26 protein-coding genes are annotated in these 26,872 nt (G+C 61.6%); 17 read left to right on the top strand and 9 right to left on the bottom strand.

The genetic code is table 11. The annotated features are described in order from the left end of the window. Window positions 1-21: 21 nt before the first annotated feature. The 7 genes from AB7M22_RS24950 to gshB form a co-directional block, all read right to left on the bottom strand. Entirely contained in the window at window positions 22-1,293 is a 1,272-nt protein-coding gene (locus AB7M22_RS24950; protein WP_008007433.1) for a dihydroorotase, read from the bottom strand. Continuing rightward, complete coding sequence (locus AB7M22_RS24945) at window positions 1,290-2,294, bottom strand: aspartate carbamoyltransferase catalytic subunit (protein ID WP_007897943.1); 1,005 nt, start codon at window positions 2,292-2,294, stop codon at window positions 1,290-1,292. Before AB7M22_RS24945 ends, AB7M22_RS24950 begins: the two co-directional genes overlap by 4 nt. Before the next feature lie 28 nt (window positions 2,295-2,322). Beyond that, complete coding sequence (pyrR, locus tag AB7M22_RS24940) at window positions 2,323-2,826, bottom strand: bifunctional pyr operon transcriptional regulator/uracil phosphoribosyltransferase PyrR (RefSeq protein WP_007897945.1); 504 nt, start codon at window positions 2,824-2,826, stop codon at window positions 2,323-2,325. Between the two features lie 99 nt (window positions 2,827-2,925). Further along, window positions 2,926-3,363: a Holliday junction resolvase RuvX gene (ruvX, locus tag AB7M22_RS24935; protein ID WP_008007435.1), complete on the bottom strand. Its 438-nt coding sequence runs from the start codon at window positions 3,361-3,363 to the stop codon at window positions 2,926-2,928. Beyond that, complete coding sequence (locus tag AB7M22_RS24930) at window positions 3,363-3,935, bottom strand: YqgE/AlgH family protein (RefSeq protein ID WP_007897948.1); 573 nt, start codon at window positions 3,933-3,935, stop codon at window positions 3,363-3,365. Before AB7M22_RS24930 ends, ruvX begins: the two co-directional genes overlap by 1 nt. A gap of 179 nt (window positions 3,936-4,114) precedes the next feature. After that, complete coding sequence (locus AB7M22_RS24925) at window positions 4,115-5,014, bottom strand: TonB family protein (RefSeq protein WP_454188077.1); 900 nt, start codon at window positions 5,012-5,014, stop codon at window positions 4,115-4,117. 65 nt (window positions 5,015-5,079) lie between these two features. Then, the gene (gene gshB / locus AB7M22_RS24920; RefSeq protein WP_454188076.1) at window positions 5,080-6,033 is read right to left on the bottom strand and encodes a glutathione synthase; all 954 of its coding nucleotides are present in this window, start codon (window positions 6,031-6,033) and stop codon (window positions 5,080-5,082) included. A 233-nt stretch (window positions 6,034-6,266) separates the two neighbouring features. On the opposite strand from gshB, the gene pilG reads away from it, so the two are divergent. From pilG to AB7M22_RS24890, 6 genes are all read left to right on the top strand, one after another. Continuing rightward, window positions 6,267-6,671 carry a twitching motility response regulator PilG gene (pilG, locus tag AB7M22_RS24915; RefSeq protein WP_454188075.1) on the top strand — a complete coding sequence of 135 codons (405 nt, stop codon included), beginning with the start codon at window positions 6,267-6,269 and terminating at the stop codon, window positions 6,669-6,671. A 57-nt stretch (window positions 6,672-6,728) separates the two neighbouring features. Continuing rightward, complete coding sequence (pilH, locus tag AB7M22_RS24910) at window positions 6,729-7,094, top strand: twitching motility response regulator PilH (protein ID WP_007897961.1); 366 nt, start codon at window positions 6,729-6,731, stop codon at window positions 7,092-7,094. A gap of 10 nt (window positions 7,095-7,104) precedes the next feature. Then, a complete protein-coding gene (locus AB7M22_RS24905) occupies window positions 7,105-7,656 on the top strand; it encodes a chemotaxis protein CheW (RefSeq protein WP_454188074.1) in 552 nt (183 codons plus the stop codon). 123 nt (window positions 7,657-7,779) lie between these two features. Further along, window positions 7,780-9,837: a methyl-accepting chemotaxis protein gene (locus tag AB7M22_RS24900; protein ID WP_454188073.1), complete on the top strand. Its 2,058-nt coding sequence runs from the start codon at window positions 7,780-7,782 to the stop codon at window positions 9,835-9,837. 37 nt (window positions 9,838-9,874) lie between these two features. Next, the gene (locus AB7M22_RS24895; protein ID WP_454188072.1) at window positions 9,875-15,778 is read left to right on the top strand and encodes an Hpt domain-containing protein; all 5,904 of its coding nucleotides are present in this window, start codon (window positions 9,875-9,877) and stop codon (window positions 15,776-15,778) included. After that, window positions 15,771-16,241, top strand: coding sequence for a chemotaxis protein CheW (locus tag AB7M22_RS24890; protein WP_454188071.1), 471 nt, complete (start codon window positions 15,771-15,773; stop codon window positions 16,239-16,241). The genes AB7M22_RS24895 and AB7M22_RS24890 overlap by 8 nt, the downstream gene beginning before the upstream one ends. Window positions 16,242-16,359: 118 nt before the next feature. On the opposite strand, the gene AB7M22_RS24885 is transcribed toward AB7M22_RS24890, so the two are convergent. Beyond that, on the bottom strand, window positions 16,360-16,737 hold the full coding sequence (locus AB7M22_RS24885; RefSeq protein ID WP_454188070.1) for a DUF6124 family protein: 378 nt from the start codon (window positions 16,735-16,737) through the stop codon (window positions 16,360-16,362). 475 nt (window positions 16,738-17,212) lie between these two features. On the opposite strand from AB7M22_RS24885, the gene AB7M22_RS24880 reads away from it, so the two are divergent. The 11 genes from AB7M22_RS24880 (at window position 17,213) to madM (ending at window position 25,734) form a co-directional block, all read left to right on the top strand. Further along, the gene (locus AB7M22_RS24880; protein ID WP_454188069.1) at window positions 17,213-17,842 is read left to right on the top strand and encodes a nucleotidyltransferase domain-containing protein; all 630 of its coding nucleotides are present in this window, start codon (window positions 17,213-17,215) and stop codon (window positions 17,840-17,842) included. Further along, the gene (locus AB7M22_RS24875; RefSeq protein ID WP_454188068.1) at window positions 17,805-18,230 is read left to right on the top strand and encodes a hypothetical protein; all 426 of its coding nucleotides are present in this window, start codon (window positions 17,805-17,807) and stop codon (window positions 18,228-18,230) included. Before AB7M22_RS24880 ends, AB7M22_RS24875 begins: the two co-directional genes overlap by 38 nt. Before the next feature lie 232 nt (window positions 18,231-18,462). Next, window positions 18,463-20,133 (top strand): malonate decarboxylase subunit alpha, encoded by a 1,671-nt coding sequence (gene mdcA, locus AB7M22_RS24870; RefSeq protein WP_008007455.1) that lies wholly within the window; start codon window positions 18,463-18,465, stop codon window positions 20,131-20,133. Beyond that, the gene (locus AB7M22_RS24865; protein ID WP_454188067.1) at window positions 20,133-21,008 is read left to right on the top strand and encodes a triphosphoribosyl-dephospho-CoA synthase; all 876 of its coding nucleotides are present in this window, start codon (window positions 20,133-20,135) and stop codon (window positions 21,006-21,008) included. Before mdcA ends, AB7M22_RS24865 begins: the two co-directional genes overlap by 1 nt. Then, window positions 21,008-21,307, top strand: a complete 300-nt coding sequence (locus tag AB7M22_RS24860; protein ID WP_454188066.1) for a malonate decarboxylase subunit delta — start codon at window positions 21,008-21,010, stop codon at window positions 21,305-21,307. The genes AB7M22_RS24865 and AB7M22_RS24860 overlap by 1 nt, the downstream gene beginning before the upstream one ends. Next, window positions 21,300-22,163: a biotin-independent malonate decarboxylase subunit beta gene (locus AB7M22_RS24855; RefSeq protein ID WP_454188065.1), complete on the top strand. Its 864-nt coding sequence runs from the start codon at window positions 21,300-21,302 to the stop codon at window positions 22,161-22,163. The genes AB7M22_RS24860 and AB7M22_RS24855 overlap by 8 nt, the downstream gene beginning before the upstream one ends. Then, window positions 22,160-22,963, top strand: coding sequence for a biotin-independent malonate decarboxylase subunit gamma (gene mdcE, locus AB7M22_RS24850; RefSeq protein ID WP_454188064.1), 804 nt, complete (start codon window positions 22,160-22,162; stop codon window positions 22,961-22,963). The genes AB7M22_RS24855 and mdcE overlap by 4 nt, the downstream gene beginning before the upstream one ends. Continuing rightward, on the top strand, window positions 22,957-23,577 hold the full coding sequence (locus AB7M22_RS24845; RefSeq protein ID WP_454188063.1) for a malonate decarboxylase holo-ACP synthase: 621 nt from the start codon (window positions 22,957-22,959) through the stop codon (window positions 23,575-23,577). The genes mdcE and AB7M22_RS24845 overlap by 7 nt, the downstream gene beginning before the upstream one ends. Next, a complete protein-coding gene (gene mdcH, locus AB7M22_RS24840) occupies window positions 23,574-24,485 on the top strand; it encodes a malonate decarboxylase subunit epsilon (RefSeq protein WP_454188062.1) in 912 nt (303 codons plus the stop codon). The genes AB7M22_RS24845 and mdcH overlap by 4 nt, the downstream gene beginning before the upstream one ends. Window positions 24,486-24,551: 66 nt before the next feature. After that, the gene (madL, locus tag AB7M22_RS24835; protein WP_007897996.1) at window positions 24,552-24,968 is read left to right on the top strand and encodes a malonate transporter subunit MadL; all 417 of its coding nucleotides are present in this window, start codon (window positions 24,552-24,554) and stop codon (window positions 24,966-24,968) included. A 1-nt stretch (window position 24,969) separates the two neighbouring features. After that, window positions 24,970-25,734, top strand: a complete 765-nt coding sequence (gene madM, locus AB7M22_RS24830) for a malonate transporter subunit MadM (protein ID WP_008007473.1) — start codon at window positions 24,970-24,972, stop codon at window positions 25,732-25,734. 111 nt (window positions 25,735-25,845) lie between these two features. On the opposite strand, the gene AB7M22_RS24825 is transcribed toward madM, so the two are convergent. Further along, window positions 25,846-26,760, bottom strand: coding sequence for a LysR family transcriptional regulator (locus AB7M22_RS24825; protein ID WP_052965016.1), 915 nt, complete (start codon window positions 26,758-26,760; stop codon window positions 25,846-25,848). Window positions 26,761-26,872: the final 112 nt, after the last annotated feature.

The following is a 26,872-nucleotide window of genomic DNA, read 5'->3' as shown; positions in this document are numbered from 1 at the left end:
CCGCGATTGGAGCACCGCGTTCTACGCCTGGTGGCTGATCCGCCCATCCACCAGTGTGTAACGCACCACACCCGGCAGGCTGTGGCCAATGAACGGGCAGTTTTCGCCCTTGGACAGCCAGGTTTCACCGGCCACGGTCGAGGCCGCCGGGTCGAACAGCACGATATCTGCCGGCCCACCTACCGCCAGCTTGCCCGCCGGCAGACGCAATGCTTCGGCAGGGCCTGCGCCGAGTCGTGCGAGTAGCGTTGGCAGATCCAGCAAACCGTCTTCCACCAATGTCATCGCCAGCGGCAGCAGCAGTTCAACGCTGCTGATGCCCGGCTCGGTGGCACCGAACGGTGCCAGTTTGGCGTCGCGCTCATGGGGCTGGTGATGGCTGGAGATGGCCGAGACCACCCCCGACTTCACCGCTGCCCGCAGGCCGTCGCGGTCGGCGCGGGTGCGCAGCGGCGGTTGGACGTGATAGAGGCTGCTGAAGTCGATCAGCGCTTCGTCGGTGAGGATCAGCTGATACAACGCCACGTCCGCCGTGACCTTCAGGCCACGGGCCTGGGCTTGGGCGATCAGCGCTACGCCGCGGGCGCTGGTGAGCTGGCTGAAGTGTGCGCGTACGCCGCTTTGCTCGACCAGCAGCAGATCGCGGGCCAGGGCTACGGTTTCAGCGGTTTCCGGAATGCCCGGCAAACCGAGGAAACTCGCCGTCGGGCCTTCGTGAGCCAAGCCACCTTCGGCCAGATCATGGTCCTGCGAGTTGAAAATCACCGTCAGGTCGAACGTCGCCGCGTATTCCAGCGCCCGGCACAGGGTGCGGGTGTTGCGGAAGCTCTCCAGACCGTTGCCGAAGGCCACGCAACCGGCATCGCGCAGCGCAACGAGTTCGGCCAGCTGTTCGCCATCCAGGCCTTTGCTCAGGGCGCCGATCGGGAAGACTTTGGTGTTGCCGGCTTCGCGGGCGCGGTCGAGGATCAATTCGGCCACGGCCGAGGTGTCCAGCACCGGTTTGGTTTTCGGCGGGCAGCACAGGCTGGTCACGCCACCGGCGGCAGCTGCGCGGGTTTCGCTGGCGATCGAGCCTTTGCGGCTGTAGCCCGGCTCGCGCAGGGCAACGTTCAGGTCAACCAGGCCGGGGGCGGCCACCAGACCTTTGGCGTCGATCGTGTCTACTGCAACGAAACCCGCCGGAGCGGCGCCGAGGGCGACGATCTTGCAGGCTTCAACGTGGATATCAGTCACTTGATCCAGGCCGCTGGCCGGATCGATAACGCGTGCGCCGAGAATGCTGAGTTTCACTGGGCGTTCTCCTGCTCGAATTGGCGCTGGGCTGTTTGCCCGCTCATGGCCATGGACAGCACAGCCATACGAATCGCGATGCCGTAGGTCACCTGGTTGAGGATCACCGAGTGCGGGCCGTCGGCCACCGCCGACTCAATTTCCACCCCACGGTTGATCGGCCCCGGGTGCATGACGATGCAATCCGGTTTGGCCCCGGCCAGGCGTGCGGTGGTCAGGCCGAACAGGCGGTAGAACTCGCCTTCGCTCGGCAGCAGGCCGCCGGTCATGCGTTCACGCTGCAGGCGCAGCATGATCACCACGTCGACGTCTTTCAGGCCTTCGGTCATGTCGGTGTAGACCTTCACACCGTACTGCTCGATGCCGATCGGCAGCAGGGTTTTCGGCGCGATCACGCGGATGTCCGGGCAGCCAAGGGTTTTCAGGGCCAGCATGTTCGAGCGCGCCACCCGCGAGTGCAGGATGTCGCCGACGATGGCCACCGAAAGGTTTTCGAAGCCGCCCTTGTGCCGACGAATAGTGAGCATATCGAGCATGCCCTGGGTCGGGTGGGCGTGACGGCCGTCGCCACCGTTGATGATCGCCACTTGCGGGCAGACATGCTCGGCGATGAAGTGCGCCGCGCCGGAATCACCGTGACGCACGACGAACATGTCGGCGGCCATGGCTTCCAGGTTGCGCAGGGTGTCGAGCAGGGTTTCGCCCTTGCTCGCCGACGACGTCGACACGTTCAGGGTGATCACGTCGGCCGACAGCCGTTGGGCCGCCAGTTCGAAGGTGGTGCGGGTGCGGGTGGAGTTCTCGAAGAACACGTTGCACACGGTCTTGCCGCGCAGCAACGGGACTTTCTTCACCGCCCGGGCGCCAACCTCGAGGAACGAGTCAGCGGTGTCGAGGATTTCCGTCAGCAGCTCGCGGCGCAAACCGTCGAGCGAGAGGAAGTGGCGCAGCTGGCCCTGATCATTGAGCTGCAGCGGGCGCTTGGTTTCTAGAGGCGTCATCGCGAGGGGGACTCTCAATAGGGCGAAATTAAAGGGCGAGGTCTTGAAGTTCGAGCTTGAGTTCCGGGCCGGACAGTTTCACTCGTTCGTGGGCCGCCAGCGACAGCGTCGCGCCAACCACGTTCGGGCGGATCGGCAGCTCACCGGCGTCCAGGTCCAGCAGGCATACCAGCGTCACACTGGCCGGGCGGCCATAGTCGAAGAGTTCGTTCATCGCGGCGCGGATGGTCCGACCGCTCATCAGCACGTCATCGATCAGCACCAGGTGCTGGCCTTCGATCTCGAACGGCAGCGCCGATGGGCGTACTTGTGGGTGCAGGCCGTTCTGGCTGAAGTCGTCGCGGTAGAACGAAACGTCCAGGGTGCCCAGGGGCGAATCGCTGCCCAGTTCATCGAGCAATGCCTGAGCGACCCAGACGCCACCGGTCCGAATGCCGATATAGCGCGGTTCACTGATGCCACGGTTTTCCAGATAAGCCTTGAGACGGATCGCCATCTGGCTGATCAGTTCGGCGGGATTGGGCAGGCTCATGGTTTGCTCCTTCTTTGTCCCGAGCCGGATGCCGCTTGAGTGGTGGCTCGGGTTGTAGCTAAGGGAGACGCCGCAGCGGCTCTTCAGAATTAGGTGCGGTCAGGATTCGAACAACGCGCTGTTTTCGTCGAGCCAGCCTTGCAGCAGCAGGGCGGCGGCGATGGCATCGACCGGGTTGTCGCGGTAACTGCCTTTCTGGCCGCCACGGACCAGGCGTTCGCCCTTGGCCTCGAAGGTGGTCAGGCGCTCGTCGTGAGTATAAAAGGGCAGGTTGTAGCGGCCGTTCAGGCGGCGGGCGAACTTCTCGGCCCGCAGGCACATGTCGCTGGGTGTACCGTCCATGTTCAGCGGCAGGCCGACCACCACAGCGTCGGGTTTCCACTCTTTAATCAGGGCTTCGACCTGATTCCAGTCAGGAATGCCGTTTTGCGCCTTCAAGGTGCACAGCTCGCGGGCCTGCCCGGTAATCACCTGACCGACCGCAACGCCGATCTGTTTGGTGCCGTAGTCGAAACCCAAAATCAACCGCAGGGCCATCAGGCGTGCCCCGCCTGGCTGGTGAGCAGGCTGAGATTGACGCCCAGGTGTTTGGCCGCCGCTTCAAGACGTAATTCGCTGCTCGTGTTGAACAGGATGTCGGCATCGAACGGGCAGGTCAGCCAGGCGTTGTCGGCCAGTTCGGCTTCCAATTGCCCGGCTTCCCAACCGGCGTAGCCGAGGGTGATCAGGCTTTTCGCGGGGCCGACGCCGTCGGCGATGGCGAACAGCACGTCCTGGGAAGTCGACAGGGACAGCTCGCCTTCCAGATCAACGGTCGCCTGAAAAGATTTGCCCGATGGGTGCAGGACAAAACCGCGATCGGTTTGCACCGGGCCACCCATAAAGATCGGCACGTGCTGGCAGAGTACTGGCGGTTCGATATCGGGGCGCAATTGCTCGAGGATATCGGCCAGGTTCAGGTCCTGCGGGCGGTTGACCACCAGCCCCATGGCACCATTGGCCGTGTGCTCGACGATGTAGGTCAAGGTATGCGCAAAGTTCGGGTCGGCCATGTGAGGCATGGCGATCAGGAAGTGATGCTTGAGGTAGCTGGGGCTGACGTTCTTCATGAGCGCTAGTGTGGCGTTGGAGGGGCGAACTGACAAGCCGAGGATGCCGCAATTTGGCAGTCGACACCGATCAAATGTGGGAGCGAGCCTGCTCGCGATGACGGCGGCACAGTCAAAATTAAAGTGTCAGACAGGCCGCCATCGCGAGCAGGCTCGCTCCCACAGGGGGGGTGTGCTGGTCAATTACTGGACAACCGGTCCCCACGCGCAAACTTCCAGGTGCGGATGATTTCCAGGCGGTCGATGTCTGACAGATCCCCGGTAAACGGTGCAAACGGTGCCGCGAGGCGCACGATGCGCTGCGCCGCCTGGTCCAGCAGCGGCTGGCCGGAAGACTCCAGCACCAGCACTTCATACAGCGAGCCGTCGCGGTTGATCGAGACCATCAGTCGCAAATTGCCGTAAATCTGTTTGCGTCGTGCCTCGTCGGGGTAGTTGAGGTTGCCGATGCGCTCGACCTTCTTGCGCCATTCATCCTTGTACCAGGCACCCTTGTCGCGCATGGTCGATGCGGCGCTCAAACGGTGGATGCGCGGGCGCTTGGCGTACAGCTGCTGTTCGTTGGCCAGTTCGGCTTCCAGGCTGGCGATGTCGCTGGACAACTGCGAGCTGTCGAATGTCGGTGCCGCCACTTGGGGCTTGGCTTGGGGCTTGGGTTCTTCAGTCTTGGTTGCGGCTTTTTTCGGCTTCGGCGCGACGGTGGTCACAGACGCCTTGGGCGCGGCTTCCTGCACTTGAGGCTTGGCCGCCGGCGGTGGGGTGACTTGCTGCACCTTGTTGTCCTGGAATGGCGCGATCTCGGTGGTCTTGGGAATTGCCTTTTTATCCAGGGTGCCGCTGCCTTCCTGGTTTTCCTGGGCGAGAAAGTCAGCTTTCGCAGGCTTTTTTTCGCTTTTGAAGGTGGCGAGGGTGATTTCCAGGGTTTTGCTGATTTGCTGGGGTTCGACCATGGAGAACCCGACGCCCAACAACAAGGCCAGATGGATCAGCGCCGCCAGAAACAGGGTAAAACCGAGGCGATCGGCCGGGCGCACGCCGTGATGGGCGAGTTCAGCGGGCAGATCGGACGGAAGTGTCATAACAAGAAAACCAACATCGCGTTTTTTACAGGCCGGGGATGATAACGCAATGTTGGTTGTCTCTATCAACGAGCCTTGAGCTTCTGATCGATGGCATCCATCAGAAGGCCACCAATGTCGGTGCCGAACGCGTTGTCGATCTCGCGAATGCAGGTCGGGCTGGTGACGTTGATTTCGGTCAGATGCTCACCGATCACGTCGAGGCCGACGAACAGCAGGCCTTTCTCACGCAGGGTCGGGCCGACTTGCGCGGCGATCCAGCGATCTTTTTCGGTCAGCGGTCGGGCTTCGCCACGGCCACCGGCGGCGAGGTTGCCACGGGTTTCGCCTGCGGCCGGAATCCGGGCCAGGCAGTAATCCACCGGCTCGCCGTCGATCATCAGGATGCGTTTGTCGCCATCAACGATCGCCGGCAGGTAACCCTGGATCATGATCTGCTGCCGACCATGCAAGGTCAGGGTTTCGAGGATCACCGACAGGTTCGGGTGGCCAGCGGTGTGACGGAAGATCGACGAGCCGCCCATGCCGTCCAGCGGCTTGAGGATCACGTCACCGTGATGGTCGGCGAATTCACGCAACACGTCCGGGCGACGGCTGACGATGGTCGGTGGTGTGCACTGCGGAAACAGCGTGGCGAACAGCTTTTCGTTGCAGTCACGCAGGCTTTGCGGCTTGTTGACCACCAGTACGCCAGCATTTTCCGCTTGTTCCAGCAAATACGTGGAGTAGACGAACTCCATATCGAACGGCGGATCCTTGCGCATCAGGATCACGTCCAGATCACTCAGCAGCGCATCGCTTTCGCCACCCAGCTCAAACCATTTTTCCGGGTTGGCGAACACCTTCAGCGGACGCATCCGCGCGCGTGCTTCGCCTTCGGCCTGATACAAATCGCGCTGTTCCATATAGAACAGTTCCCAGCCACGCTTTTGCGCGGCCAGCAGCATGGCCAGCGAGCTATCCTTTTTATAGGAGATGCTGGCGATAGGATCCATGACAATCCCGACGCGAACGCTCATGGGGTTTTCCTCGAAATTGGGGTGGAAAGTGTTGTGAAAAAGTGGCGTCAGAGTGGCGCTGAGTGGGTTCCCGGTCAAGGAAAAACCACCGCCAGGGTCGCCCGATAGATTGGATGGGGAGACTGTGCTAAAAAGACTGCCATGCTGTGTTGGCCCTTAAGTATCAAGGGTTTCGAGCCAACGGTGAGCGGCAAACGGACAAATTGATTCACAAAGGCGACGGTAGAGCCACTATGGAACAGCATTCCAACGCCTTGAAGGTCATGGTGATCGACGATTCGAAAACGATTCGTCGCACCGCCGAAACGTTGTTGAAAAACGTGGGCTGTGAAGTCATCACCGCAATCGATGGTTTCGATGCCCTGGCCAAGATTGCCGACAATCACCCCGGCATCATCTTTGTCGACATCATGATGCCGCGTCTGGATGGTTATCAGACCTGCGCTTTAATCAAGAACAACAGTGCGTTCAAGTCCACGCCAGTGATTATGCTGTCGTCCAGGGACGGGTTGTTCGACAAGGCCAAAGGCCGGATCGTCGGTTCCGACCAGTTTTTGACCAAGCCTTTCAGCAAGGAAGAACTGCTGAACGCGATCCAGGCCCATGTACCGGGCTTCGCCGTCGTTTCGCCGCAGTAGGACACGCACAGTGACGCTCGGCCATGGGGCCCGGTGTCGACAAGAATGGGGAAGACCATGGCACGTATTCTGATCGTCGATGATTCGCCGACTGAAATGTACAAACTGACCGGCATGCTCGAAAAGCACGGTCATGAAGTGTTGAAAGCCGAAAACGGCGCCGACGGCGTGGCCCTGGCCCGTCAGGAAAAACCCGACGCGGTGCTGATGGACATCGTCATGCCCGGCCTCAACGGTTTCCAGGCGACCCGTCAGCTGACCAAAGACCCGGAAACCGGGCACATCCCGGTGATCATCATTACCACCAAGGATCAGGAAACCGACAAGGTCTGGGGCACGCGCCAGGGCGCCAAGGACTACCTGACCAAACCAGTCGACGAAGACACCTTGATCAAGACCCTGAACAACGTGCTGGCCGGTTGATCGTCCGGTCATGACCGAGTCGCTGACGGCTTTCGAACTGCTGCTGCAGATTGACCAGCGCTGTCGTCTGCTGGCGGCGGACCTGCCGTCCCAGCCGACTCGACAGGACAGCTGGAGCGGCATCGGCTTTCGCTTGGGCGAGCATTGGTACGTCGCGCCCATGGGTGAAGTCAGCGAAGTCCTGCACGAACCGCGCGTTACACAATTGCCGGGGGTCAAACCCTGGGTCAAGGGCGTGGCCAACCTGCGCGGGCGATTGCTGCCGATCATGGATTTGAGTGGCTTCATCGGTCATGAACTGTCGAATCTGCGCAAGCAGCGGCGGGTTTTGGTGGTGGAGCACAACGAGGTGTTTGCCGGGTTGCTGGTCGATGAAGTGTTCGGCTTGCAACACTTTGCCCAGGACAGCCTGGAACCGGCAGATACCTTGAGCGGCCCGATTGCACCGTTCATCAAAGGCCGGTTTCAGCGTGAGCAGAATTGGCAGGTGTTCAGCCCGTTTGCGTTGGCGCAGTCACAGAGCTTCATGAACGTAGCTCGGGGCGACGCCGCAATCCTGTAGGAGCGAGGCTTGCCCGCGAAGAACGATAACGCGGTGTTCCTGCGGGACCGCAGCGCCTGCTTCGCGGGCAAGCCTCGCTCCTACAAGGGCATTGAGTGAATTGAGCAGGACAGGCGAGGACCGATGATAAAAGCTAAAACAGACAAGCCAGAAGGGTCGCGCAGTCGGTCGCAGATCATCGTGCTGTTCATCGCGCTGATCGTCTTCATCATGCTGCTGTTCGCCAACTTCGCGTACCTCAACACCCAGGCGAATTACGACAAACAGTACATCGGCCACGCCGGTGAGCTGCGCGTGCTGTCCCAACGCATCGCCAAGAACGCCACCGAAGCCGCCGCCGGCAAGGCCGCGGCGTTCAAGTTGCTCAGCGATGCGCGCAACGACTTCGCCCAGCGTTGGGGCTATCTGAAGAAAGGCGATTCTTCCACCGGCCTGCCGCCGGCACCGTCCACCGTGCGCCCGGAAATGCGCGCTGTGCAGCTGGATTGGGAGCGTCTGCTGAAAAACACCGACGCCATCCTCTCCAGCGAGCAGACCGTGTTGTCTTTGCATCAAGTCGCCGCAACGCTGGCCGAAACCGTGCCGCAGTTGCAGGTCGAGTATGAGAAGGTCGTCGAAACCCTCCTGCAGCGTGGCGCCCCGGCCACTCAAGTGGCGATGGCCCAGCGTCAGTCGCTGCTGGCCGAGCGGATTCTTGGTGCGGTGAATACCGTGTTGTCCGGCGATGAAAATTCGCAGCAGGCGGCCGACGCTTTCGGTCGCGACGCGGCGCGTTTCGGCCTGGTGCTCAACGGCATGCTTCAGGGCAATGCGGCACTGAAAATCAGCCAGGTCGAAGACCGTGATGCACGCGCCCGGTTGACCGAGATTTCCGAACTGTTCGAATTCGTATCGGGTTCGGTGGACGAAATCCTCGAAACCTCGCCGGAGCTGTTCAAGGTCCGCGAATCGGCCTCCAACATTTTTACCCTGTCGCAAACCCTGCTCGATGAAGCCTCGCACCTGGCCAGCCGTTTCGAAAACCTCGCCGGCGGGCGCAGCACCGATACCATCGGCGGCTATGTGCTGGGCTTGCTGGCGCTGATGTCGATCATCCTCATCGGCCTGGTGATGGTGCGCGAAACCAACCGTCAGCTACGTGAAACCGCCGAGAAGAATGAGCGCAACCAGAACGCGATCATGCGCCTGCTGGACGAAATCGAAGACCTCGCCGACGGCGACCTGACCGTGACCGCCTCGGTGACCGAAGACTTCACCGGCACCATCGCCGACTCGATCAACTATTCCGTCGACCAACTGCGCGATCTGGTGGCGACCATCAACCTCACTGCCGGCCAAGTCGCCGCCGCCGTGCAGGAAACCCAGGCCACCGCCATGCACCTGGCCCAGGCCTCGGAGCATCAGGCGCAGCAGATTTCCGAAGCCTCCACGGCCATCAACGACATGGCCCAGTCCATCGATCAGGTCTCGGCCAACGCCGCCGAATCCTCAGCGGTGGCCGAACGCTCGGTGGAGATCGCCAACAAGGGCAATGAGGTAGTGCACAACACCATTCATGGCATGGACAATATTCGCGAGCAGATTCAGGACACCGCCAAGCGCATCAAACGGCTGGGGGAGTCTTCTCAGGAAATCGGCGACATTGTCAGCCTGATCGATGACATTGCCGACCAGACCAACATTCTCGCTCTTAACGCGGCGATTCAGGCGTCCATGGCCGGTGACGCCGGGCGCGGTTTTGCGGTGGTGGCCGACGAAGTACAGCGTCTGGCCGAGCGTTCGTCCGCGGCGACCCGGCAGATCGAAACGCTGGTGCGGGCGATTCAGGCCGACACCAACGAAGCGGTGATTTCCATGGAACAGACCACCACCGAAGTGGTGCGCGGCGCGCGTCTGGCGCAGGATGCCGGGGTGGCCCTGGAAGAAATCGAAGGCGTATCGAAGACCCTCGCGGCATTGATCCAGAGTATTTCCAACGCCGCGCAGCAACAGACTTCGTCGGCCGGCCAGATTTCCCTGACGATGAACGTGATCCAGCAGATCACCACGCAGACCTCGTCCGGCTCCACCGCCACCGCCGAGAGCATTGGCAACCTGGCGAAAATGGCCAGCCAGCTGCGGCGTTCGGTGTCCGGTTTCACCTTGCCGGCCGCTAAAGCGCAGGCTGCGGACAAAGCTTGAACCGCCTCAGGGCGTATGCATTTTGATTGGAGTAGTTATGGGTGATCGGCACGACTATGTGGCCCTCGAGTGGGTCAAAGGCGAGATTGCCGAAACGCTGAAACAGGCCCATCAGGCGATCGAAACCCTGATCGACGATCCACAGGCGACGCACACGCTGAGTGAGTGTCTGGCCTGTGTCCATCAGGTTCACGGTAGCTTGCAGATGGTCGAGTTCTACGGCGCGGCCTTGCTCGCCGAAGAGATCGAGCAGTTGACCAGCGCCTTGCAGCAGAACCGCGTCAGCCATCGCGACGAGGCGATCCATCTGTTGCTGCACGCCCTGGGGCAACTGCCGACTTACCTCGACCGAGTGCAAGGCGCCCGTCGCGATTTGCCTTTAGTCGTGTTGCCGTTGATCAACGACCTGCGCAGCGCCCGTGGCGAAAGCCTGTTATCGGAAACCAGCCTGTTCAGCCCGCAACTGCTGGAGCTGCCGCCCCTGAGCCAAGAAGCCCTGGCGCTGCTGGAACCGTCCGACTTGCCGAATGTGCTGCGCAAATTGCGGCAGATGTTGCAGATGGCGCTGGTCGGTTTGTTGCGCGAGCAGGATGACGAAACCCACTTCGGTTATCTGGCCAGGGTTTTTGCGCGCCTCGAAGCGCTGTGCGGCAATGCGCCCCTGAGCCCGTTATGGCAAGTTGCTTCGGCACTGGTCGAAGGCATGCGCAATGGCTCGATTGCCAACAGCCCGGCGTTGCGCAGTCTGTTCAAGGATGCCGATAAAGAGCTCAAGCGTCTGCTCGAACAAGGCATGTCCGCAATCAATCAACCGGCACCGCCGGAGCTGCTCAAGAGTTTGTTGTTCTATATTGCCAAGGCCGAACACCCCACCGGGCAGATGCTGACCATGAAAGATCGCTACTCACTTGACGATGCGCTACCCGACGGCGCGATGGTCGATGAAGAACGGGCAAGGCTGGCCGGCCCTGACCGCGACGCCATGCGTTCGGTATTGGCGGCGCTGTGTGAAGAGCTGGTGCGGGTCAAGGAGCGCCTGGACTTGTTCGTGCGCAGCGACCGTCAGCACACCTCGGACCTCGAAAGCCTGCTGGCGCCCCTGCGGCAAATCGCCGACACCTTGGCGGTGCTCGGTTTCGGCCAGCCGCGCAAGGTCATCATCGATCAACTGGCAGTGGTGCTGAGCCTCGCTCAGGGCCAGCGTGAACCCAACGACGCGACCCTCATGGACGTCGCCGGGGCCTTGCTTTACGTCGAAGCGACCCTGGCCGGCATGGTCGGTACCGTGGAGCCGGAAAGCCAGGAAGACAGCCGTCTGCCGACCACCGACCTGACGCAGATCCATCAGATCGTGATTAAGGAAGCGCGCATTTGCCTGCAACAGGCCAAGGACATGATCGTCGACTACATCGACGCCGACTGGGACCGCCAGCATTTGCAACCCTTGCCGGCGTTGCTGACCCAGGTGCGCGGTGCGTTGGCGATGATTCCGTTGGCCCGCGCGGCGAGCCTGGTCGAGACCTGCAACGGCTTCATCCGCGAACATCTGCTGGTGGACCCGGGCCAGCCCGGCTGGCAGCAACTGGACAGCCTGGCCGACGTCATCACCAGCATCGAGTATTACCTGGAGCGCCTCAGCGACGACCCCGAAGCGCCGGGGGAACACCTGCTCGACGTCGCGGAAAAAGGCCTGGCCTCACTCGGCTTCTTCCCCAGCGAACAGCAGGTGCCGATGCTCAAGGATGTGCTCAGCCCCAGTGAAGCCCTGGTCATGCAGGACATGCAGGAATTGGACGACCCCGAAACCGTTCAGTCTCTGGCCGATGTGCTGGCCAGCCCGGTGTCGTCCGTCAACCCGCCGGCCCTGACGACGCCGGGTAGCCTGTTGCCGCCGCCCGCCGGTGAAGAACCGGTGGACGATGAGCTGCGGGACGTCTTCCTCGAAGAGACTGACGAGGTGCTGGAAGTCCTCGAGGAGTATCTGCCGCGCTGGTCGGCCAGCCCCGACAGCACATCGGTCTTGACTGAATTGCGCCGCGCCTTCCACACCCTCAAAGGCAGTGGCCGGATGGTCCGTGCGCTGGTGTTGGGTGAGTTGGCCTGGGCGGTGGAAAACCTGCTCAATCGCGTGCTGGAACACAGCGTTGCACCTTCGCCTGCGGTGCAACAACTGGTGGGTGATGCGCTGAAGCTGCTGCCGGAACTGGTGGCCGAGTTCGCCGCCAATGCCCAGCGCCAGCGCAACGATGTCGATCAATTGGCCGCCCGCGCCCATGCCCTGGCCAAGGGTGATAAGCCGGTGTCCGATGAAGACGTGCAGGATGTCGCGGCGCTCGATCCACTGTTGCTGGAGATCTTCCGCAACGAAGCCGAAACCCATTTGAGCAGCCTCAATCGCTTCCTCGATCAAGCCTCCGAACACGTACCGCTTCAGGCCAGCGACGAGTTGCAGCGGGCTTTGCACACGCTCAAGGGCAGCGCCTCGATGGCCGGCGTGCTGCCGATTGCCGAGCTGGCGGCGTCGCTGGATCAACTGGCCCGGGAGTACAAGGCGCACCGGATTGCCCTCGACCTGGACGAAGTTGAATTGCTGCTGGAAGCCGAAGGACTGTTCCGCCTTGGGCTGCGACAACTCAAGAGCGCCCCGCTGGCTGAAATCCCCGACGCCCGTTCGCTGATCGAGCGCACCCACGCAGTGCTGGCCGAGCGTCTGCAAAGCCTGTTGAGCGCGCCGAATACGAGGCTGCGCATCAAGCGCGATCCGCAACTGATCAACAACTTTCTTGCCCAGGGCATGGACATCCTGCTGGACGCCGAAAGTCTGTTGCAGCGCTGGCAGCAGCATCCCGGCGAGCGGCAGGAACTCAGCGCGCTACTGGACGAACTGACCACCCTGGGCGAAGGCGCGCACCTGGCCGATCTGCATCCGGTGGATGAACTCTGCGAAGCTTTGCTCGATCTTTATGGCGCGGTGGAAGAAAGCAGCCTGGCGGTCAGCGAGGCGTTTTTCCATGAGGCGCAAAGTGCCCATGAAGCGCTGATCAACATGCTCGACGAACTGGCCGCCGGCCAGGAAGTCACTGCGCAACCGCAGCGGGTGCATGCCTTGCGCGACTTGCTCGATGAGAGTCTCGATCCATCCGCCATGGGCCTGATCCGCAGTGATGGCAGCCGCACCCTGAGCATCCGCGAACTGGGCAGCGCCACGGCCGAGCTGGAACAGGCGGCAACGCAGGTTGAGCTGGACGACGAAATCGTTTCGATCTTCCTTGAAGAGGCGGTGGATATCCTCGAGAGCGCTGGCCAGGCCTTGCAGCGCTGGCTGAGTGACCCGGACAACGCCGCGCCGCTGTTGTCCTTGCAGCGCGATTTGCACACCCTCAAGGGCGGTGCGCGGATGGCCGAGGTCGAACCGGTCGGCGATCTGGCCCATGAACTGGAAAGCCTTTACGAAGGCCTGGTGGACCGCCGTTACAGCCACAGCGAAGCGCTCGCGCAATTGCTGCAACAGAGCCATGACCGACTGGCCGCGTTCCTTGATCAGTTGCAGCACAACCGTCCATTGGGTGATCCGGGCGAGTTGATCGCGGCCATTCGTGAGTTTCGCCAGGGCAATGCCGGCAGCGCCGAGGTGATCGAACCAGCGGTCAGCCATGACTCGACGGGCCATGATCCCGAGCTTCTGGAGATCTTCCTCGAGGAAGGTTTCGACATCATTGAAAACTCCGGCGCGGCACTGTTGCGCTGGCAGGCCGAACCGTCGAATCGCCAGGAAATGGAAACCCTGCTGCGCGACTTGCACACCCTCAAGGGTGGCGCGCGAATGGTGGAAATTGCACCGATTGGCGACCTGGCCCATGAACTGGAATTTCTCTACGAAGGCTTGTCGGCGGGCGTGCTGCAACCTACTGCCGAGCTGTTCTCGCTGTTGCAACGCAGCCATGACCGACTGGCGCAGATGCTCGATGCCACCCGCGCCGGTCAGCCATTGCCGCCGGCCGATCGGCTGATCGATGCGATCAAGAATTTCAGCCATCCGGCAGTGCCCGAAACATCGGCACCCGTGACGCTGCCCGTAGCGCCCAAAGCCGAGCCAACCGCGCTGCAACCGGAAGGCACCGACACGGTCAAGGTCTCGGCGGAATTGCTCGACGACCTGGTCAATCTGGCCGGGGAAACTTCAATCTTCCGTGGCCGCATCGAACAACAGGTCAACGACGCACGGGTGGCGCTGAGCGAGATGGAAACCACCATCGAGCGCATGCGCGATCAGTTACGCCGCCTCGATACCGAAACCCAGGGGCGGATTCTCAGCCGTCAGCAAGTCGACGCCGAACGCCTGGGCTACGAAGAGTTCGACCCGCTGGAGATGGACCGTCACTCGCAGCTGCAACAGTTGTCTCGGGCGCTGTTCGAGTCTGCCTCCGACCTGCTCGACCTCAAGGAAACCCTCGAGCGGCGTAATCAGGACGCGGAAAACTTGCTGCAACAACAAGGCCGCATCAACACCGAATTGCAGGAAGGTCTGATGCGTACGCGCATGGTTCCGTTCGAGCGAATGCTGCCGCGTTTGAAACGCATCGTTCGTCAGGTCTCCAGCGAGCTGGGCAAGGACGTGGACTTCGTCGTCGGCAATGCCGAAGGCGAGATGGACCGCAACGTCCTCGAACGCATGGCCGCGCCACTGGAACACATGCTGCGCAACGCCGTCGACCATGGGCTGGAATCTGCCGAGGTGCGTATCGCGGCGGGTAAACCGGCTCAGGGCAAGATCACCCTCGATCTGTCGCGAGAGGGTGGCGACATCATTTTCGACATCCGCGACGACGGTGCCGGCGTGCCTTTGGACGCCGTGCGGCGCAAGGCGATCAAGCGCGGCTTGCTCGACCCGGACAGCGACATCAGCGACCGCGACGTGCTGCAATTCATCCTGCAACCGGGGTTCTCCACTGCCGAGAAAATCACTCAGATTTCCGGGCGTGGCGTTGGCATGGATGTGGTTCACGAAGAAGTCCGGCAGCTCGGCGGTGGCATGACCATCGACTCTGTGCCAGGGCAGGGCGTGCATTTCCGGATTCGCCTGCCGTTCACCGTGTCGGTCAACCGCGCGCTGATGGTGCAATGCGGGGAGGATCAATACGCGATCCCGCTGAACACCATCGACGGCATCGTGCGTGTGTTGCCCAACGAACTCGAAGGGCATTACCGGCTCGATCCGCCGACCTACGAATACGCCGGGCAACGTTACGAGTTGTGCTATCTCGGTGAACTGCTGAAAACCAGCACCCGCCCGAAACTGCTGGGCCAGAGCCTGCCGTTGCCGGTATTGCTGGTGCAATGCAACGAGCGGCACGTCGCAGTGCAGGTGGATGCCATGGCCGGCACCCGGGAAATCGTGGTCAAAAGCCTTGGCCCGCAGTTCGCCGCGGTGCAGGGTTTGTCCGGCGCGACGATACTCGGCGATGGCCGGGTGGTGCTGATTCTCGACTTGTTGGCGCCGATCCGCGCGATGCAGGCACAGGTGCCGAAGCGGCCTGTGACTCAAGACGTAGAGCCCGAGCCGCAACGGCCGTTGCTGGTGCTGGTGGTCGACGATTCGGTCACCGTGCGCAAGGTCACCAGCCGTTTGCTGGAACGCCACGGCATGAACGTACTGATCGCCAAGGACGGTGTCGACGCCATGTTGCTGCTCGAAGAACACATGCCCGACCTGATGCTGCTGGACATCGAAATGCCGCGCATGGACGGCTTCGAAGTGGCGACTCAGGTGCGCGCCGACGAACGCTTGCGGCATCTGCCGATCATCATGATCACCTCCCGTACCGGCCAGAAACACCGCGACCGCGCCATGGCCATTGGCGTCAACGACTACCTCGGCAAGCCATACCAGGAATCGGTGCTGCTCGACAGCATCGCATTGTGGAGCAAAACCCATGCATGAGCTGCGCTTCAACAAGCGCTCCAGCAACCTCACCGGCCTGCTGCTGCCCCTGGCCGACCGCAACCTGATCCTGCCCAATGTCGCTGTCGCTGAACTCATCGACTATCAGCCGGGGGCTTTCGATCTCGATACACCGCCGTGGTACCTGGGGCGGGTGACATGGCGGGAACGACAGATTCCATTACTCAGTTTCGAGTCGGCGTGTGGCAACAAAGTGGTGATCGGTGAGCGAGCGCGGATCGTCATCCTCAACGCCCTCGGCGGGCGACCTGAGTTGAAGTTCATTGCGCTGCTGGTGCAGGGGATTCCGCGGTCGTACAAGCTGGATAGCCAGTTGAGCTATGTGGATGTGCCGTTATGTGCGCTGGAGCAGGCGGCGGTGCAGGTGGGGGAGCAAGTGGCCAAGGTGCCGGATTTGTTGGCGTTGGAGGAGTTGCTTGCTACAGCAGGGTTAGCCCATTGATCGTTCCCACGCTCCGCGTGGGAATGCCTCAACGGACGCTCCGCGTTCGGTTTTTTGGGACGCAGAGCGTCCCGGGCTGCATTCCCACGCAGAGCGTGGGAACGATCAGGTTTCTGCGTTAAACCCCGGCCCGAGCCTTCATCTGCAACGACTCATGATGATCCAGCACTCGCTCCACCAACAACTGCACGCCATCTGCCAAACGGCTGAGCGCCAAGGTTACAGAGCGGCGTGAGCCTTCCACATCGTCCGCCAGGTCGGCAGCAATGGCGCTGATGGACAGCAGGTCTTCGGAGGCATTGGCCAGAAGGGCTTCGGTGTCGATATCGGGGGCGACGGTGAAGAGCTGGGACTTACGGCGTTTGGCTGGTTTTTCGTGGGGTGACGGGAAGTAATGGGAAAAGGCGCGGTCAGCGGCTTCCTTCATTTTTTCTGCATCGAGGGATGCTTGGGAATCGGCGTCGGTTTCCGGGGGATTGGGAGTAGCTTTGAACATAGTGAAGCTCCATTTAATGAGTTTCAGCTGCTCCATCGGGTTCCAATCGAAGGGGTGGCAGCTGTACGCGGGCTGGAACCCGGGCAAACGGACAAAACCCGACAGACACTAAGGTCTCCCGCGCACAGCCGCCATAACGGAGTGCACACATTAAAGGTGCGCAAGCATACGTTATGAAAGGCGCTTTTGCCTCGTTAACACCACGGGGTTCCAATCCCGGTCGCTGCGTTTGCAGCGACCCCCAAACGATAAAGACCAACGCAAAACCGCACCAGTCGGCGGGTTCCGGCATTGCTGTAGGCAGCGACGCCAGACTGCGTAGCCTCTCACCGTTCCTGCGGACAAACTTTTAAACACAAAACCCCAAGCTGTCGGACCTTCCAACAACCCCCTAGCCACAAAGGTTTCTGCATCAGGTTGAAGATTCCCAAAAAGGGACCTATCGTTCCTTTTTTGGGACTTATCGGTCGTTGCCGTGAAAAACCTGTCATTGAGCGAAGCCTTGTTCACCACCACCCAGCAAAAAGTGCTTGGCCTGTTGTTTGGTAAACCCGACCAAAGCTTTTACGCCAACGAGATCGCCCGCTGGGCTCAAGTGGGTAAAGGCAGCCTCATGCGCGAGCTGGATCGGTTGCAGCGGGCAGGCGTGTTGACCATGACCCGTCAGGGCAACCAGACCCACTATCAAGCCAATCCCGACTGCCCGATCTATGCGGAACTGCTGGGCATCGCCCGCAAAACCTTTGGCATTGCCGAGCCTCTGCGTCAGGCGCTCCAACCCTTTGCCGAACAGATCACCTGGGCATTTGTATACGGCTCTATCGCCAAGGATCAGGCAAACGCATCCAGTGACATTGATCTCATGCTGATCGGCGAGGGCCTGCACTACAGTGAAGTGATGGAGCGGCTCATGCCGATGGAGGAGCAGTTGGGCCGCGTCCTCAACCCGACGCTCTACACCCCCGACGACTGGGCCGCCAAACTGCTGGCTGAAAATAGTTTTGTCGTGCGGGTAGCGCAGCAGGACAAGATCAATCTGATGGGGGGAAACCCTTTGGAGTCCAAGGATGGGCAGCAACGAGAACCTGGAAAACCTGTTACGTAGCGGTGGACTGAAAGCCGAGCCGCCGGATCGCAAGGAATGCGAAGGGTTGATGCGTTCGGCTGTGGACCGATTGAAAGACGCGCAAACGTCTTCGCTTTCCTTCGCGAGTCGTTTCGACCTGGCTTATAACGCTGCCCATGCCCTTGCACTGACGGCTCTTCGCTTGTGCGGCTACCGTTCAGACAAGCGATATCTGGTGTTTCAGTGCCTGGTTCATACCGCTGATGTTGGCAAAGTACAGGTTCGACTATTCGCCCTGTGTCATGAGCGACGAAACCTGGCGGAGTACGAAGGCTATATGGATGAAGATCCGGCGTTGTTGGCGCATCTATTGGAAAGCACCGCGCAGCTGCAGATTCGTGTGCAGCAGAAAATGACCGGACTGTAATGCTCCGTCATTGAAAACTGCGGAGATTGTTCTGGCCCCCCATCGCGAGCAGGCTCGCTCCCACATTGGATCTCCGTCGTATACGAAACCCCTGTGGGAGCGAGCCTGCTCGCGATGGCGTCGGCATGACCAACCATTAACCTGACCGTAACAATCCAACACGCTGCTTGATTGATACCCCCACCCAACGCTCCTAAGGTGACCCCCACGACAGCGAACCCGTGGAGTGGTCATGACAACAACAATATCCCCCGACTCGCGATGGACGCGGCGGCGCAGCGAAAAGCAGCGGCGCCTCGAATTGGTGAAGGGGCTTGCCGACGGTGTGGTGCTGCCCACCGACAAGATCGTTGCGGCGCTGGAGGCATTGATTCTGCCCGGCGACCGTGTGGTGCTGGAGGGCAATAACCAGAAGCAGGCGGATTTCCTTTCCCGCTCCCTGGCCAAGGCCGATCCGGGCAAGCTGCATGACTTGCACATGATCATGCCCAGCGTCGGGCGTTCCGAGCACCTGGACCTGTTCGAGCGCGGCATTGCCCGCAAGCTCGACTTCTCTTTTGCCGGCACCCAAAGCCTGCGCATCAGTCAGTTGCTCGAAGACGGCCTGCTGGAAATCGGCGCGATCCACACCTACATCGAACTCTATGCGCGGCTGGTGGTGGACCTGATCCCGAACGTCGTGCTCTCGGCCGGTTTCATGGCCGACCGCGCCGGCAACATCTACACCGGCCCCAGCACCGAAGACACCCCCGCGTTGATCGAACCGGCCGCGTTCAGCGACGGCATCGTCATCGTCCAGGTCAACCAATTGGTGGACGATGTCAGCGAACTGCCTCGCGTGGATATCCCCGCGTCCTGGGTCGACTTCGTGGTGGTGGCCGACAAACCGTTCTACATCGAACCGCTGTTCACCCGCGACCCACGCCACATCAAGCCTGTTCACGTGCTGATGGCGATGATGGCAATCCGCGGGATCTACGAAAAACACAACGTCCAGTCCCTGAACCACGGCATCGGTTTCAACACCGCGGCCATCGAACTGATCCTGCCGACCTACGGCGAATCCCTAGGTTTGAAGGGCAAGATCTGCCGCAACTGGACCCTCAACCCCCATCCAACCCTGATCCCTGCCATCGAAAGCGGCTGGGTCGAAAGCGTGCATTGTTTCGGCACCGAACTGGGCATGGAAAACTACATCGCTGCCCGGCCCGATGTGTTCTTCACCGGCCGCGACGGTTCACTGCGTTCCAACCGGATGTTCTGCCAACTGGCCGGCCAGTACGCGGTGGACCTGTTCATCGGTGCAACCCTGCAAGTCGACGGTGACGGTCATTCCTCCACCGTGACGCGCGGTCGCTTGGCCGGTTTCGGTGGTGCGCCGAACATGGGCCACGACCCGCGCGGCCGCCGCCACGGCACACCGGCCTGGCTCGACATGCGTCACGACGATGCACCCGAAGCGCTGCTGGAACGCGGTAAAAAACTCGTGGTGCAAATGGTCGAGACCTTCCAGGAGGGCGGCAAACCGACCTTCGTCGAAACCCTCGACGCGGTGGAAGTGGCGAAGAAAAGCGGCATGCCGCTGGCGCCGATCATGATTTACGGCGACGACGTCACCCACCTGCTCACCGAAGAAGGCATCGCCTATTTGTACAAGGCCCGTTCCCTCGAAGAACGTCAGGCAATGATCGCTGCTGTCGCCGGGGTGACCGCCATCGGCCTGCGCCATAACCCGAAAGACACCGCCCGCATGCGCCGCGAAGGCCTGATCGCCTTGCCCGAAGACCTCGGCATCCGCCGCACCGACGCCACCCGCGAGTTGCTCGCGGCCAAAAGCGTGGCCGATCTGGTGGAGTGGTCCGGTGGCCTCTACAACCCGCCCGCCAAGTTCAGGAGCTGGTAATGCACGCATTCAACCTGCAACCGAAACCTTTAACCCTGACTGAGCGGCTGGCGGATCTGGCGGTGGACGCGCTGATCGACGAAGCGGACTTGTCGCCGAAACCGGCGCTGGTGGATCGTCGCGGCAATGGCGCGCACACCGATTTACACCTGGGCCTGATGCACGCCTCGGCGCTGTCGTTGTGGCCGGCGTTCAAGGCAATGGCGGACGCGGCCAGCGAATTTGGCGAAGTCGGTTTACCCCTGCGCGAAGCCCTTGGGCGGATTGGCCGCGACGGTGAACAAACGATGCTCGCCACCACCGACGGCGTGAATACTCATCGTGGGGCGATCTGGGCGTTGGGGCTGTTGGTAGCCGCCGCTGCGCTGGAACCTGAATCCAGCACCGCCAGCGGCATCACGTTGCGCGCCGCACGCCTGGCCTTGCTCGATGACCGCTACGCCCCGCGCCCTCTAAGCCATGGCGCTCAAGTGGCCCAACGTTATGGCGCTCGCGGTGCCCGTGAAGAGGCGCAGCTTGGTTTTCCGGCCGTGCTGCAACGTGGCCTGCCGCAACTCAAGCGCAGCCGCGCCGCCGGCCATGGCGAACAGAACGCCCGGCTCGATGCCTTGCTGGCGATCATGACGACATTGGCCGACACCTGCGTGCTCTACCGTGCGGGCGAACTCGGCCTGCAGACCATGCAACTCGGCGCCCAAGCGGTGCTTGACGCCGGCGGCAGTGCGAGCCTGGCCGGTCGCCGCCGTTTGCATGAGCTGGACCAACAATTAATCGCATTGAATGCCTCGCCCGGCGGCGCTGCGGACTTGCTCGCAGCCTGCCTGTTTATCGACCGTATCGAGTCGGGCGCCGGCGTCCTCCAGGGAGCGTTTTGATGGAAACCTTATCCTTTGAATTTCCCGCCGGGCAGCCGCCACGGGGCAGGGCGCTGGTGGGCTGCGTGGGCTCGGGCGATCTGGAAGTGCTGATCGAACCGGGGTTGGCCGGCAAGCTGACGATCCAGGTGCAGACCTCGGTCAACGGCAGCGAACAACGCTGGCAGCATCTGTTCGCGCGGATGTTCGACGGCCAGACACCGCCCGCGATGGCGATCGATATCCACGATTTCGGCGCCACTCCCGGCGTGGTGCGCTTGCGCCTGGAACAAGGCTTCGAGGAGATCTGCCATGACTGACAGCACAGCGCTTCTCAACCCATTCCTTGAAAGGCATAGCTTCGTCGAACTCGGCGCCCGGCAACGAGCGAAAGCGTTGCTCGACGCCGGGACCTTTCGTGAGCTGCTCGACCCGTTTCAGCGCGTCATGTCGCCATGGCTGTCGCGCCAGGGCGTGGTGCCGCAAGCCGATGACGGCGTGGTGATCGCCAAGGGCAGCCTCGGCGGATTACCGGTGGTGATCGCTGCCATCGAAGGCGCGTTTCAGGGCGGTAGCCTCGGTGAAGTCGGCGGGGCGAAAATTGCCGGCGCGCTGGAACTGGCCGCCGAGGACAACCGCAAAGGCATTCCCACTCGCGCCGTGCTGCTGTTGGAAACCGGTGGCGTACGTTTGCAGGAGGCCAATCTCGGGCTGGCGGCGATTGCCGATATTCATGCGGCGATTGTCGATTTGCGCCAGTACCAACCGGTAGTTGGCGTAGTCGCCGGCAGCGTCGGTTGTTTTGGCGGCATGTCGATTGCCGCCGGGTTGTGCAGCTACTTGCTGGTGACTCAGGAAGCGCGTCTTGGCCTCAATGGCCCGCAGGTGATCGAGCAGGAAGCCGGGCTTGAGGAATACGACTCCCGCGATCGCCCGTTTATCTGGAGCCTGACCGGCGGTGAGCAACGTTTCGCCAGTGGTCTGGTGGACCGCTATGTCGCCGACGACGTGGCGCAGATTCAGCAGCAGGTCGGCGAATTGCTCCAGCAGGGTTTGCCGGCGCAGCAACGCAGCCGCCAGGCCGAATGGTTTCTGCAACGGCTGGCGCATCTGGACGCCGAACCGCAAATCGAGCCGGCGACGGTTCGCGATCTGTATCAAGGAGAGCGCTCATGAGTTCGTATTCCCTGAGAGGCTTGAACTGGTTCAACGCCTTGAGTGCCGGCGCAAAACCGGTCGCGGGTTTGCCGGCGTCGTTGAAAGTCGCCGATGGTGTGCTGGGTGACCAGCCCGTGCGTTTTATCGCAGTGGTGGCCGATCCCGACAACCGTTTCGTCCGCGCCCGCAATGGCGAGGTCGGTTTACTGGAAGGCTGGGGCTTGGCCAAAGCGGTGGATGACGTCATTGCCGCGGATAACGACCAACCTCAAAAACGCGCCTTGATCGCCATCGTCGATGTGCCGAGCCAGGCTTACGGTCGACGCGAAGAAGCCCTCGGCATTCATCAGGCGCTGGCCGGCGCGGCAGACAGTTATGCCCGTGCCCGACTGGCCGGGCATGCGGTGATCGGCTTGCTGGTGGGCAAAGCAATGTCCGGGGCCTTTCTCGCTCATGGCTATCAGGCCAACCGGCTGATCGCGCTACGCGATCCGGGCGTGATGGTGCATGCGATGGGCAAGGCGTCGGCGGCGCGGGTCACCTTGCGCAGTGTCGAAGAGCTTGAAGCCTTGGCCGCCAGCGTGCCGCCGATGGCCTATGACATCGACAGCTTTGCCAGCCTGGGCCTGCTCTGGGAAACCTTGTCGGTGGAGCAGATCGAACAACCGACGACGGCGGATCTGGCGCGAGTGAACGAGTGTCTGGTTCAGGCGATTGAAGATGTCGGGGCTGGTCGTCGCGATCTGAGCAGCCGCTTGGGTGCACCCAACCGTGGCGCGTCGAGCAAGGTTCGCCAACTGCTGAGAGAGCAGTGGTGAGCACGCTTCTGGCCCACGACCTGCTGTGGGGGATGATCCCGGAGCAGCTGCCTGCGGATGCGCCTGCGTGGGTGATCGAGTCGATCAGCGCGGGTCAGCCGGTGGTGGTTCGGCGTGCGATGATTGCGCCGGATCAAATCGCGGTCGGCGTGCGCGGACGCTTGCGCGAGCAGCGTTACGCAACGTCGATGGCGATCGCAGCGATTTCACGTCGGGTAAGTCCGGAAGAGCTGTGTCATGTCGAGACGGTTCGGGACCTGCCGGCGTTGCGAGCGCTGGCGCAATTGCGACCAATGCTCGACACCTGCGGTTGGGTGTGGGGTGCCAGCGGCAGCGCCGGGTTTGAATTGGCCAGTGGTTTTGCGGCGTTGCATGAGCGCAGCGATCTCGATTTGATTCTGCGTACACCGCAACCGTTGAGCCGACTTCAAGCGCAAGAATGGGTGACGCTTCTCGACACCGCTGAATGTCTGGTCGACATGCAATTGCAGACACCTTACGGCGCGGTGGCTCTGCGCGAATGGGCCGGCTCGTCGCATCGGGTGCTGCTCAAAAACGCTCAGGTCGCCTGCCTGGTCACCGATCCGTGGAACCCGCAGGAGCAAGCAGCGTGAGCAGTTTGCTGGTGTTCCCCGGCCAGGGCGCGCAGCAACCGGGCATGCTTCATCGTTTGTCTCGGGAAACGCTGATCGAGGCGAGCGAGGTGCTGGGTGAAGATGTTTTGTTGCTCGATTCTGCCGAGGCGTTGCAGTCGACGAGGGCGGTTCAGTTATGCCTGCTGATCGCCGGAGTCGCCGCTTCACGTCAGTTGTTATTGAGCGCGGATTACGTGGCCGGATTGTCCATCGGCGCCTATCCGGCGGCGGTGGTCGCCGGCGCCTTGAGCTTCAGCGATGCGTTGCATCTGGTCAGCCTGCGCGGTGAGTTGATGCAGCAGGCTTATCCTCAGGGCTATGGCATGACCGCGATCATCGGTCTGGATTTGGCGACGGTGGAAGGTTTGCTGGCGCAGGTTCACAGCGTCGACACACCGGTGTACCTCGCCAACATCAACGCTGATAACCAAGTGGTGATTGCTGGCAGCGACGAGGCGATGAAAGCGGTTGCCGAGTTGGCGAAGGGGCGTGGCGCCGGTCTGGCCAAGCGTCTGGCGGTCAGCGTGCCGTCCCATTGCCCGTTGCTGGATACACCGGCAAGAGCCTTGGCCGAAGCCTTCGCCAAGGTGCAGTTGAAGGCGCCGACACTGGGTTATTTGAGCGGCAGCCGCGCACGGCCTGTCACCCATGCCGACGCCCTGCGTGACGACCTGGCGTTCAACATGTGCCGCGTGGTGGATTGGCGCGGCACGGTACAAAGCGCCTACGAGCGTGGCGTACGTCTACAGATCGAACTGCCGCCCGGTGCGGTATTGACCGGGCTGGCGCGCCGGGTGTTCGAGCAGGGCACCGTGATTGCCTTCGACGGTGCGCGGCTCGATACCTTGCAGGCGCTGTTGCGTGAGGAGGGAAGCCGCCAACCCTAGATCACCGACTCAGGCTGCGAACTACAAAAACAACAATTCCGACGATGCACTTTGAGGACTACAACAATGATTATTTACGGTGTGGCGCTGTTGGCGATCTGTACGCTGGCAGGGGTGATCATGGGTGACATGCTCGGCGCATTGCTGGGTGTGAAATCCAACGTCGGCGGGGTCGGGATCGCGATGATCCTGCTGATTTGCGCGCGGTTATGGATGCAAAAACGCGGCGGCATGACCAAGGATTGCGAGATGGGCGTCGGCTTCTGGGGCGCCATGTACATTCCGGTGGTGGTGGCGATGGCCGCGCAACAGAACGTCGTTACCGCCTTGCACGGCGGCCCGGTGGCGGTGCTGGCGGCGATTGGTTCGGTGGTGCTCTGTGGCTGCACGATTGCGCTGATCAGCCGGACCCACAAAGGCGAGCCCTTGCCCGATGAACCGGCGGATATAACGTCGGTTGGCGCACCGGCAGGAGGTCGCTGATATGTGGGATCTCATCGAGAAAGGTCTGGAGCATAACGGTCTGATCACGGCGTTCGCGTTCGTTGGCGTGATCATGTGGGTGTCGGTGGTGTTGTCCAAACGCCTGACCTTCGGGCGGATTCACGGCTCGGCGATTGCCATCGTCATCGGCCTGGTGCTGGCCTGGGTCGGCGGCACCATGACCGGCGGGCAAAAAGGCCTTGCGGATTTGTCACTGTTTTCCGGTATTGGTTTGATGGGCGGAGCGATGTTGCGGGACTTCGCCATCGTCGCCACGGCGTTCGAGGTGCAGGCCACCGAAGCGAAAAAGGCCGGGATGATTGGTGTTATCGCGCTGCTGCTGGGCACGATTCTGCCGTTCATTGTCGGGGCGAGCATGGCCTGGGTGTTCGGTTATCGCGATGCGATCAGCATGACCACCATTGGCGCGGGCGCGGTGACGTACATCGTCGGGCCAGTGACCGGGGCAGCGATTGGTGCCACGTCCGATGTGATGGCGTTGTCGATTGCCACCGGGTTGATCAAGGCGATTCTGGTGATGGTCGGCACACCGATGGCGGCGCGCTGGATGGGGCTGGATAACCCGCGCTCGGCCATGGTGTTTGGCGGCCTGGCCGGGACGGTGAGTGGGGTGACCGCAGGGCTGGCGGCGACGGATCGGCGGCTGGTGCCGTATGGCGCGTTGACCGCGACGTTCCACACCGGGCTTGGGTGCTTGCTTGGGCCTTCGCTGCTGTACTTCATTGTTCGCGGGATTGTGGGTTAAGCCAGTAGATCATCGCTGACTGTTCCGGCGCCATCGCGAGCAGGCTCGCTCCCACATTGGAATGCAATCCCCTGTGGGAGCGAGCCTGCTCGCGATAGCTGCGACACGGTCTCAAGCCTGCCGATTGGCATACATCCGGCACTCTGCCAACAGCGCCAGCAAATTCGGGTCACGCTCCTTGGCCTTCAGAAACACCACACCAATGTGCTGCTGCAGCCGATACTTTTCCTGCAATGGAATCAGCTTCACCCGGTTCTCATACACCGCCGCAATCCTTCCCGGCAGCAACGCATAACCGACCCCCGAGCTGACCATGCTCAGCAGGGTGAAGATGTCGTTGACCTGCATCGCCACCTTCGGCTCGAACCCCGCCTGCTTGAACACCCGAATACCGTCCTGGTGCGTAGCGAAGCCTTGGGTCAAGGTGATGAATGTCTCGTCGCGCACTTCGGCCAGATCGACTTCGGTCCGCTGGGCAAAGGGCGAATCCGCCGGCGTGGCGAGGAAGATGTCATCGGAAAACAGCGGAATCTGCTCGCAGTCCGGGTCGTTGACGCTGTCATCCAGCGACACCAGGATCGCGTCGACTTCCATGTTCTTGAGCTTGTATAGCAGGTCAATGTTCGAGCCCAGGATCAGGTCGATATTGAGTTCGCTTCGGCGAATCTTCAGGCCCATGATCAGCTGCGGCACGGTCTTCACCGTCAACGAATACAGTGACCCAAGCTTGAAACGCTCAGCGGAGAACCCGGCCGCTTCGCGGGTCAGGCGCACGCTTTCGAGCACGTCCTGGATCAGCTTCTGCGCGCGCTCTTCCAGCACATAAGCGCTTTCGAGTGGGGTCAGGTTGCGGCCTTCGTGTTTGAATAGCGGGCAACGCAGGGCACTTTCCAGGGAGTGAATAGCGCGGTGCACGCTGACGTTGCTGGTTTGCAACTCGGCAGCGGCGCGGGCCAGGTTGCCGGTGCGCATGAAGGCCAGGAACACCTCGAGTTTTTTCAGGGTCAACTCTTCATCGATCAGCATGGGCCAGACTCTTATTCGAATCGTTCGATTGTGCCCAATTGGCTGACGTTTGGCTCGATGGCTTTCGTAGGAGCTGCCGAAGGCTGCGATCTTTTGATCTTCGGCACTTTCA

The sequence above is a fragment of the Pseudomonas sp. ADAK2 TE3594 genome (genome assembly GCF_053628675.1).
Note: the sequence above shows the minus strand (reverse complement) of the source record. Positions and strands in the feature narration are given on the sequence as shown.

What these genes read in the sequence shown, in the direction of transcription:
- AB7M22_RS24890 (WP_454188071.1), top strand. Translation starts at nt 15,771, where the DNA reads ATGCATGAGCTGCGCTTCAACAAGCGCTCCAGCAACCTCACCGGCCTG.
- mdcE (WP_454188064.1), top strand. Translation starts at nt 22,160, where the DNA reads ATGAGTTCGTATTCCCTGAGAGGCTTGAACTGGTTCAACGCCTTGAGT.
- AB7M22_RS24930 (WP_007897948.1), bottom strand. Translation starts at nt 3,935, where the DNA reads ATGAAGAACGTCAGCCCCAGCTACCTCAAGCATCACTTCCTGATCGCC.
- pilH (WP_007897961.1), top strand. Translation starts at nt 6,729, where the DNA reads ATGGCACGTATTCTGATCGTCGATGATTCGCCGACTGAAATGTACAAA.
- pyrR (WP_007897945.1), bottom strand. Translation starts at nt 2,826, where the DNA reads ATGAGCCTGCCCAATCCCGCCGAACTGATCAGCCAGATGGCGATCCGT.
- AB7M22_RS24945 (WP_007897943.1), bottom strand. Translation starts at nt 2,294, where the DNA reads ATGACGCCTCTAGAAACCAAGCGCCCGCTGCAGCTCAATGATCAGGGC.
- AB7M22_RS24900 (WP_454188073.1), top strand. Translation starts at nt 7,780, where the DNA reads ATGATAAAAGCTAAAACAGACAAGCCAGAAGGGTCGCGCAGTCGGTCG.
- AB7M22_RS24925 (WP_454188077.1), bottom strand. Translation starts at nt 5,014, where the DNA reads ATGACACTTCCGTCCGATCTGCCCGCTGAACTCGCCCATCACGGCGTG.
- AB7M22_RS24885 (WP_454188070.1), bottom strand. Translation starts at nt 16,737, where the DNA reads ATGTTCAAAGCTACTCCCAATCCCCCGGAAACCGACGCCGATTCCCAA.
- AB7M22_RS24895 (WP_454188072.1), top strand. Translation starts at nt 9,875, where the DNA reads ATGGGTGATCGGCACGACTATGTGGCCCTCGAGTGGGTCAAAGGCGAG.
- AB7M22_RS24825 (WP_052965016.1), bottom strand. Translation starts at nt 26,760, where the DNA reads ATGCTGATCGATGAAGAGTTGACCCTGAAAAAACTCGAGGTGTTCCTG.
- AB7M22_RS24860 (WP_454188066.1), top strand. Translation starts at nt 21,008, where the DNA reads ATGGAAACCTTATCCTTTGAATTTCCCGCCGGGCAGCCGCCACGGGGC.
- ruvX (WP_008007435.1), bottom strand. Translation starts at nt 3,363, where the DNA reads ATGGCCCTGCGGTTGATTTTGGGTTTCGACTACGGCACCAAACAGATC.
- madM (WP_008007473.1), top strand. Translation starts at nt 24,970, where the DNA reads ATGTGGGATCTCATCGAGAAAGGTCTGGAGCATAACGGTCTGATCACG.
- AB7M22_RS24905 (WP_454188074.1), top strand. Translation starts at nt 7,105, where the DNA reads ATGACCGAGTCGCTGACGGCTTTCGAACTGCTGCTGCAGATTGACCAG.
- pilG (WP_454188075.1), top strand. Translation starts at nt 6,267, where the DNA reads ATGGAACAGCATTCCAACGCCTTGAAGGTCATGGTGATCGACGATTCG.
- gshB (WP_454188076.1), bottom strand. Translation starts at nt 6,033, where the DNA reads ATGAGCGTTCGCGTCGGGATTGTCATGGATCCTATCGCCAGCATCTCC.
- AB7M22_RS24875 (WP_454188068.1), top strand. Translation starts at nt 17,805, where the DNA reads ATGGGCAGCAACGAGAACCTGGAAAACCTGTTACGTAGCGGTGGACTG.
- AB7M22_RS24865 (WP_454188067.1), top strand. Translation starts at nt 20,133, where the DNA reads ATGCACGCATTCAACCTGCAACCGAAACCTTTAACCCTGACTGAGCGG.
- madL (WP_007897996.1), top strand. Translation starts at nt 24,552, where the DNA reads ATGATTATTTACGGTGTGGCGCTGTTGGCGATCTGTACGCTGGCAGGG.
- AB7M22_RS24855 (WP_454188065.1), top strand. Translation starts at nt 21,300, where the DNA reads ATGACTGACAGCACAGCGCTTCTCAACCCATTCCTTGAAAGGCATAGC.
- mdcA (WP_008007455.1), top strand. Translation starts at nt 18,463, where the DNA reads ATGACAACAACAATATCCCCCGACTCGCGATGGACGCGGCGGCGCAGC.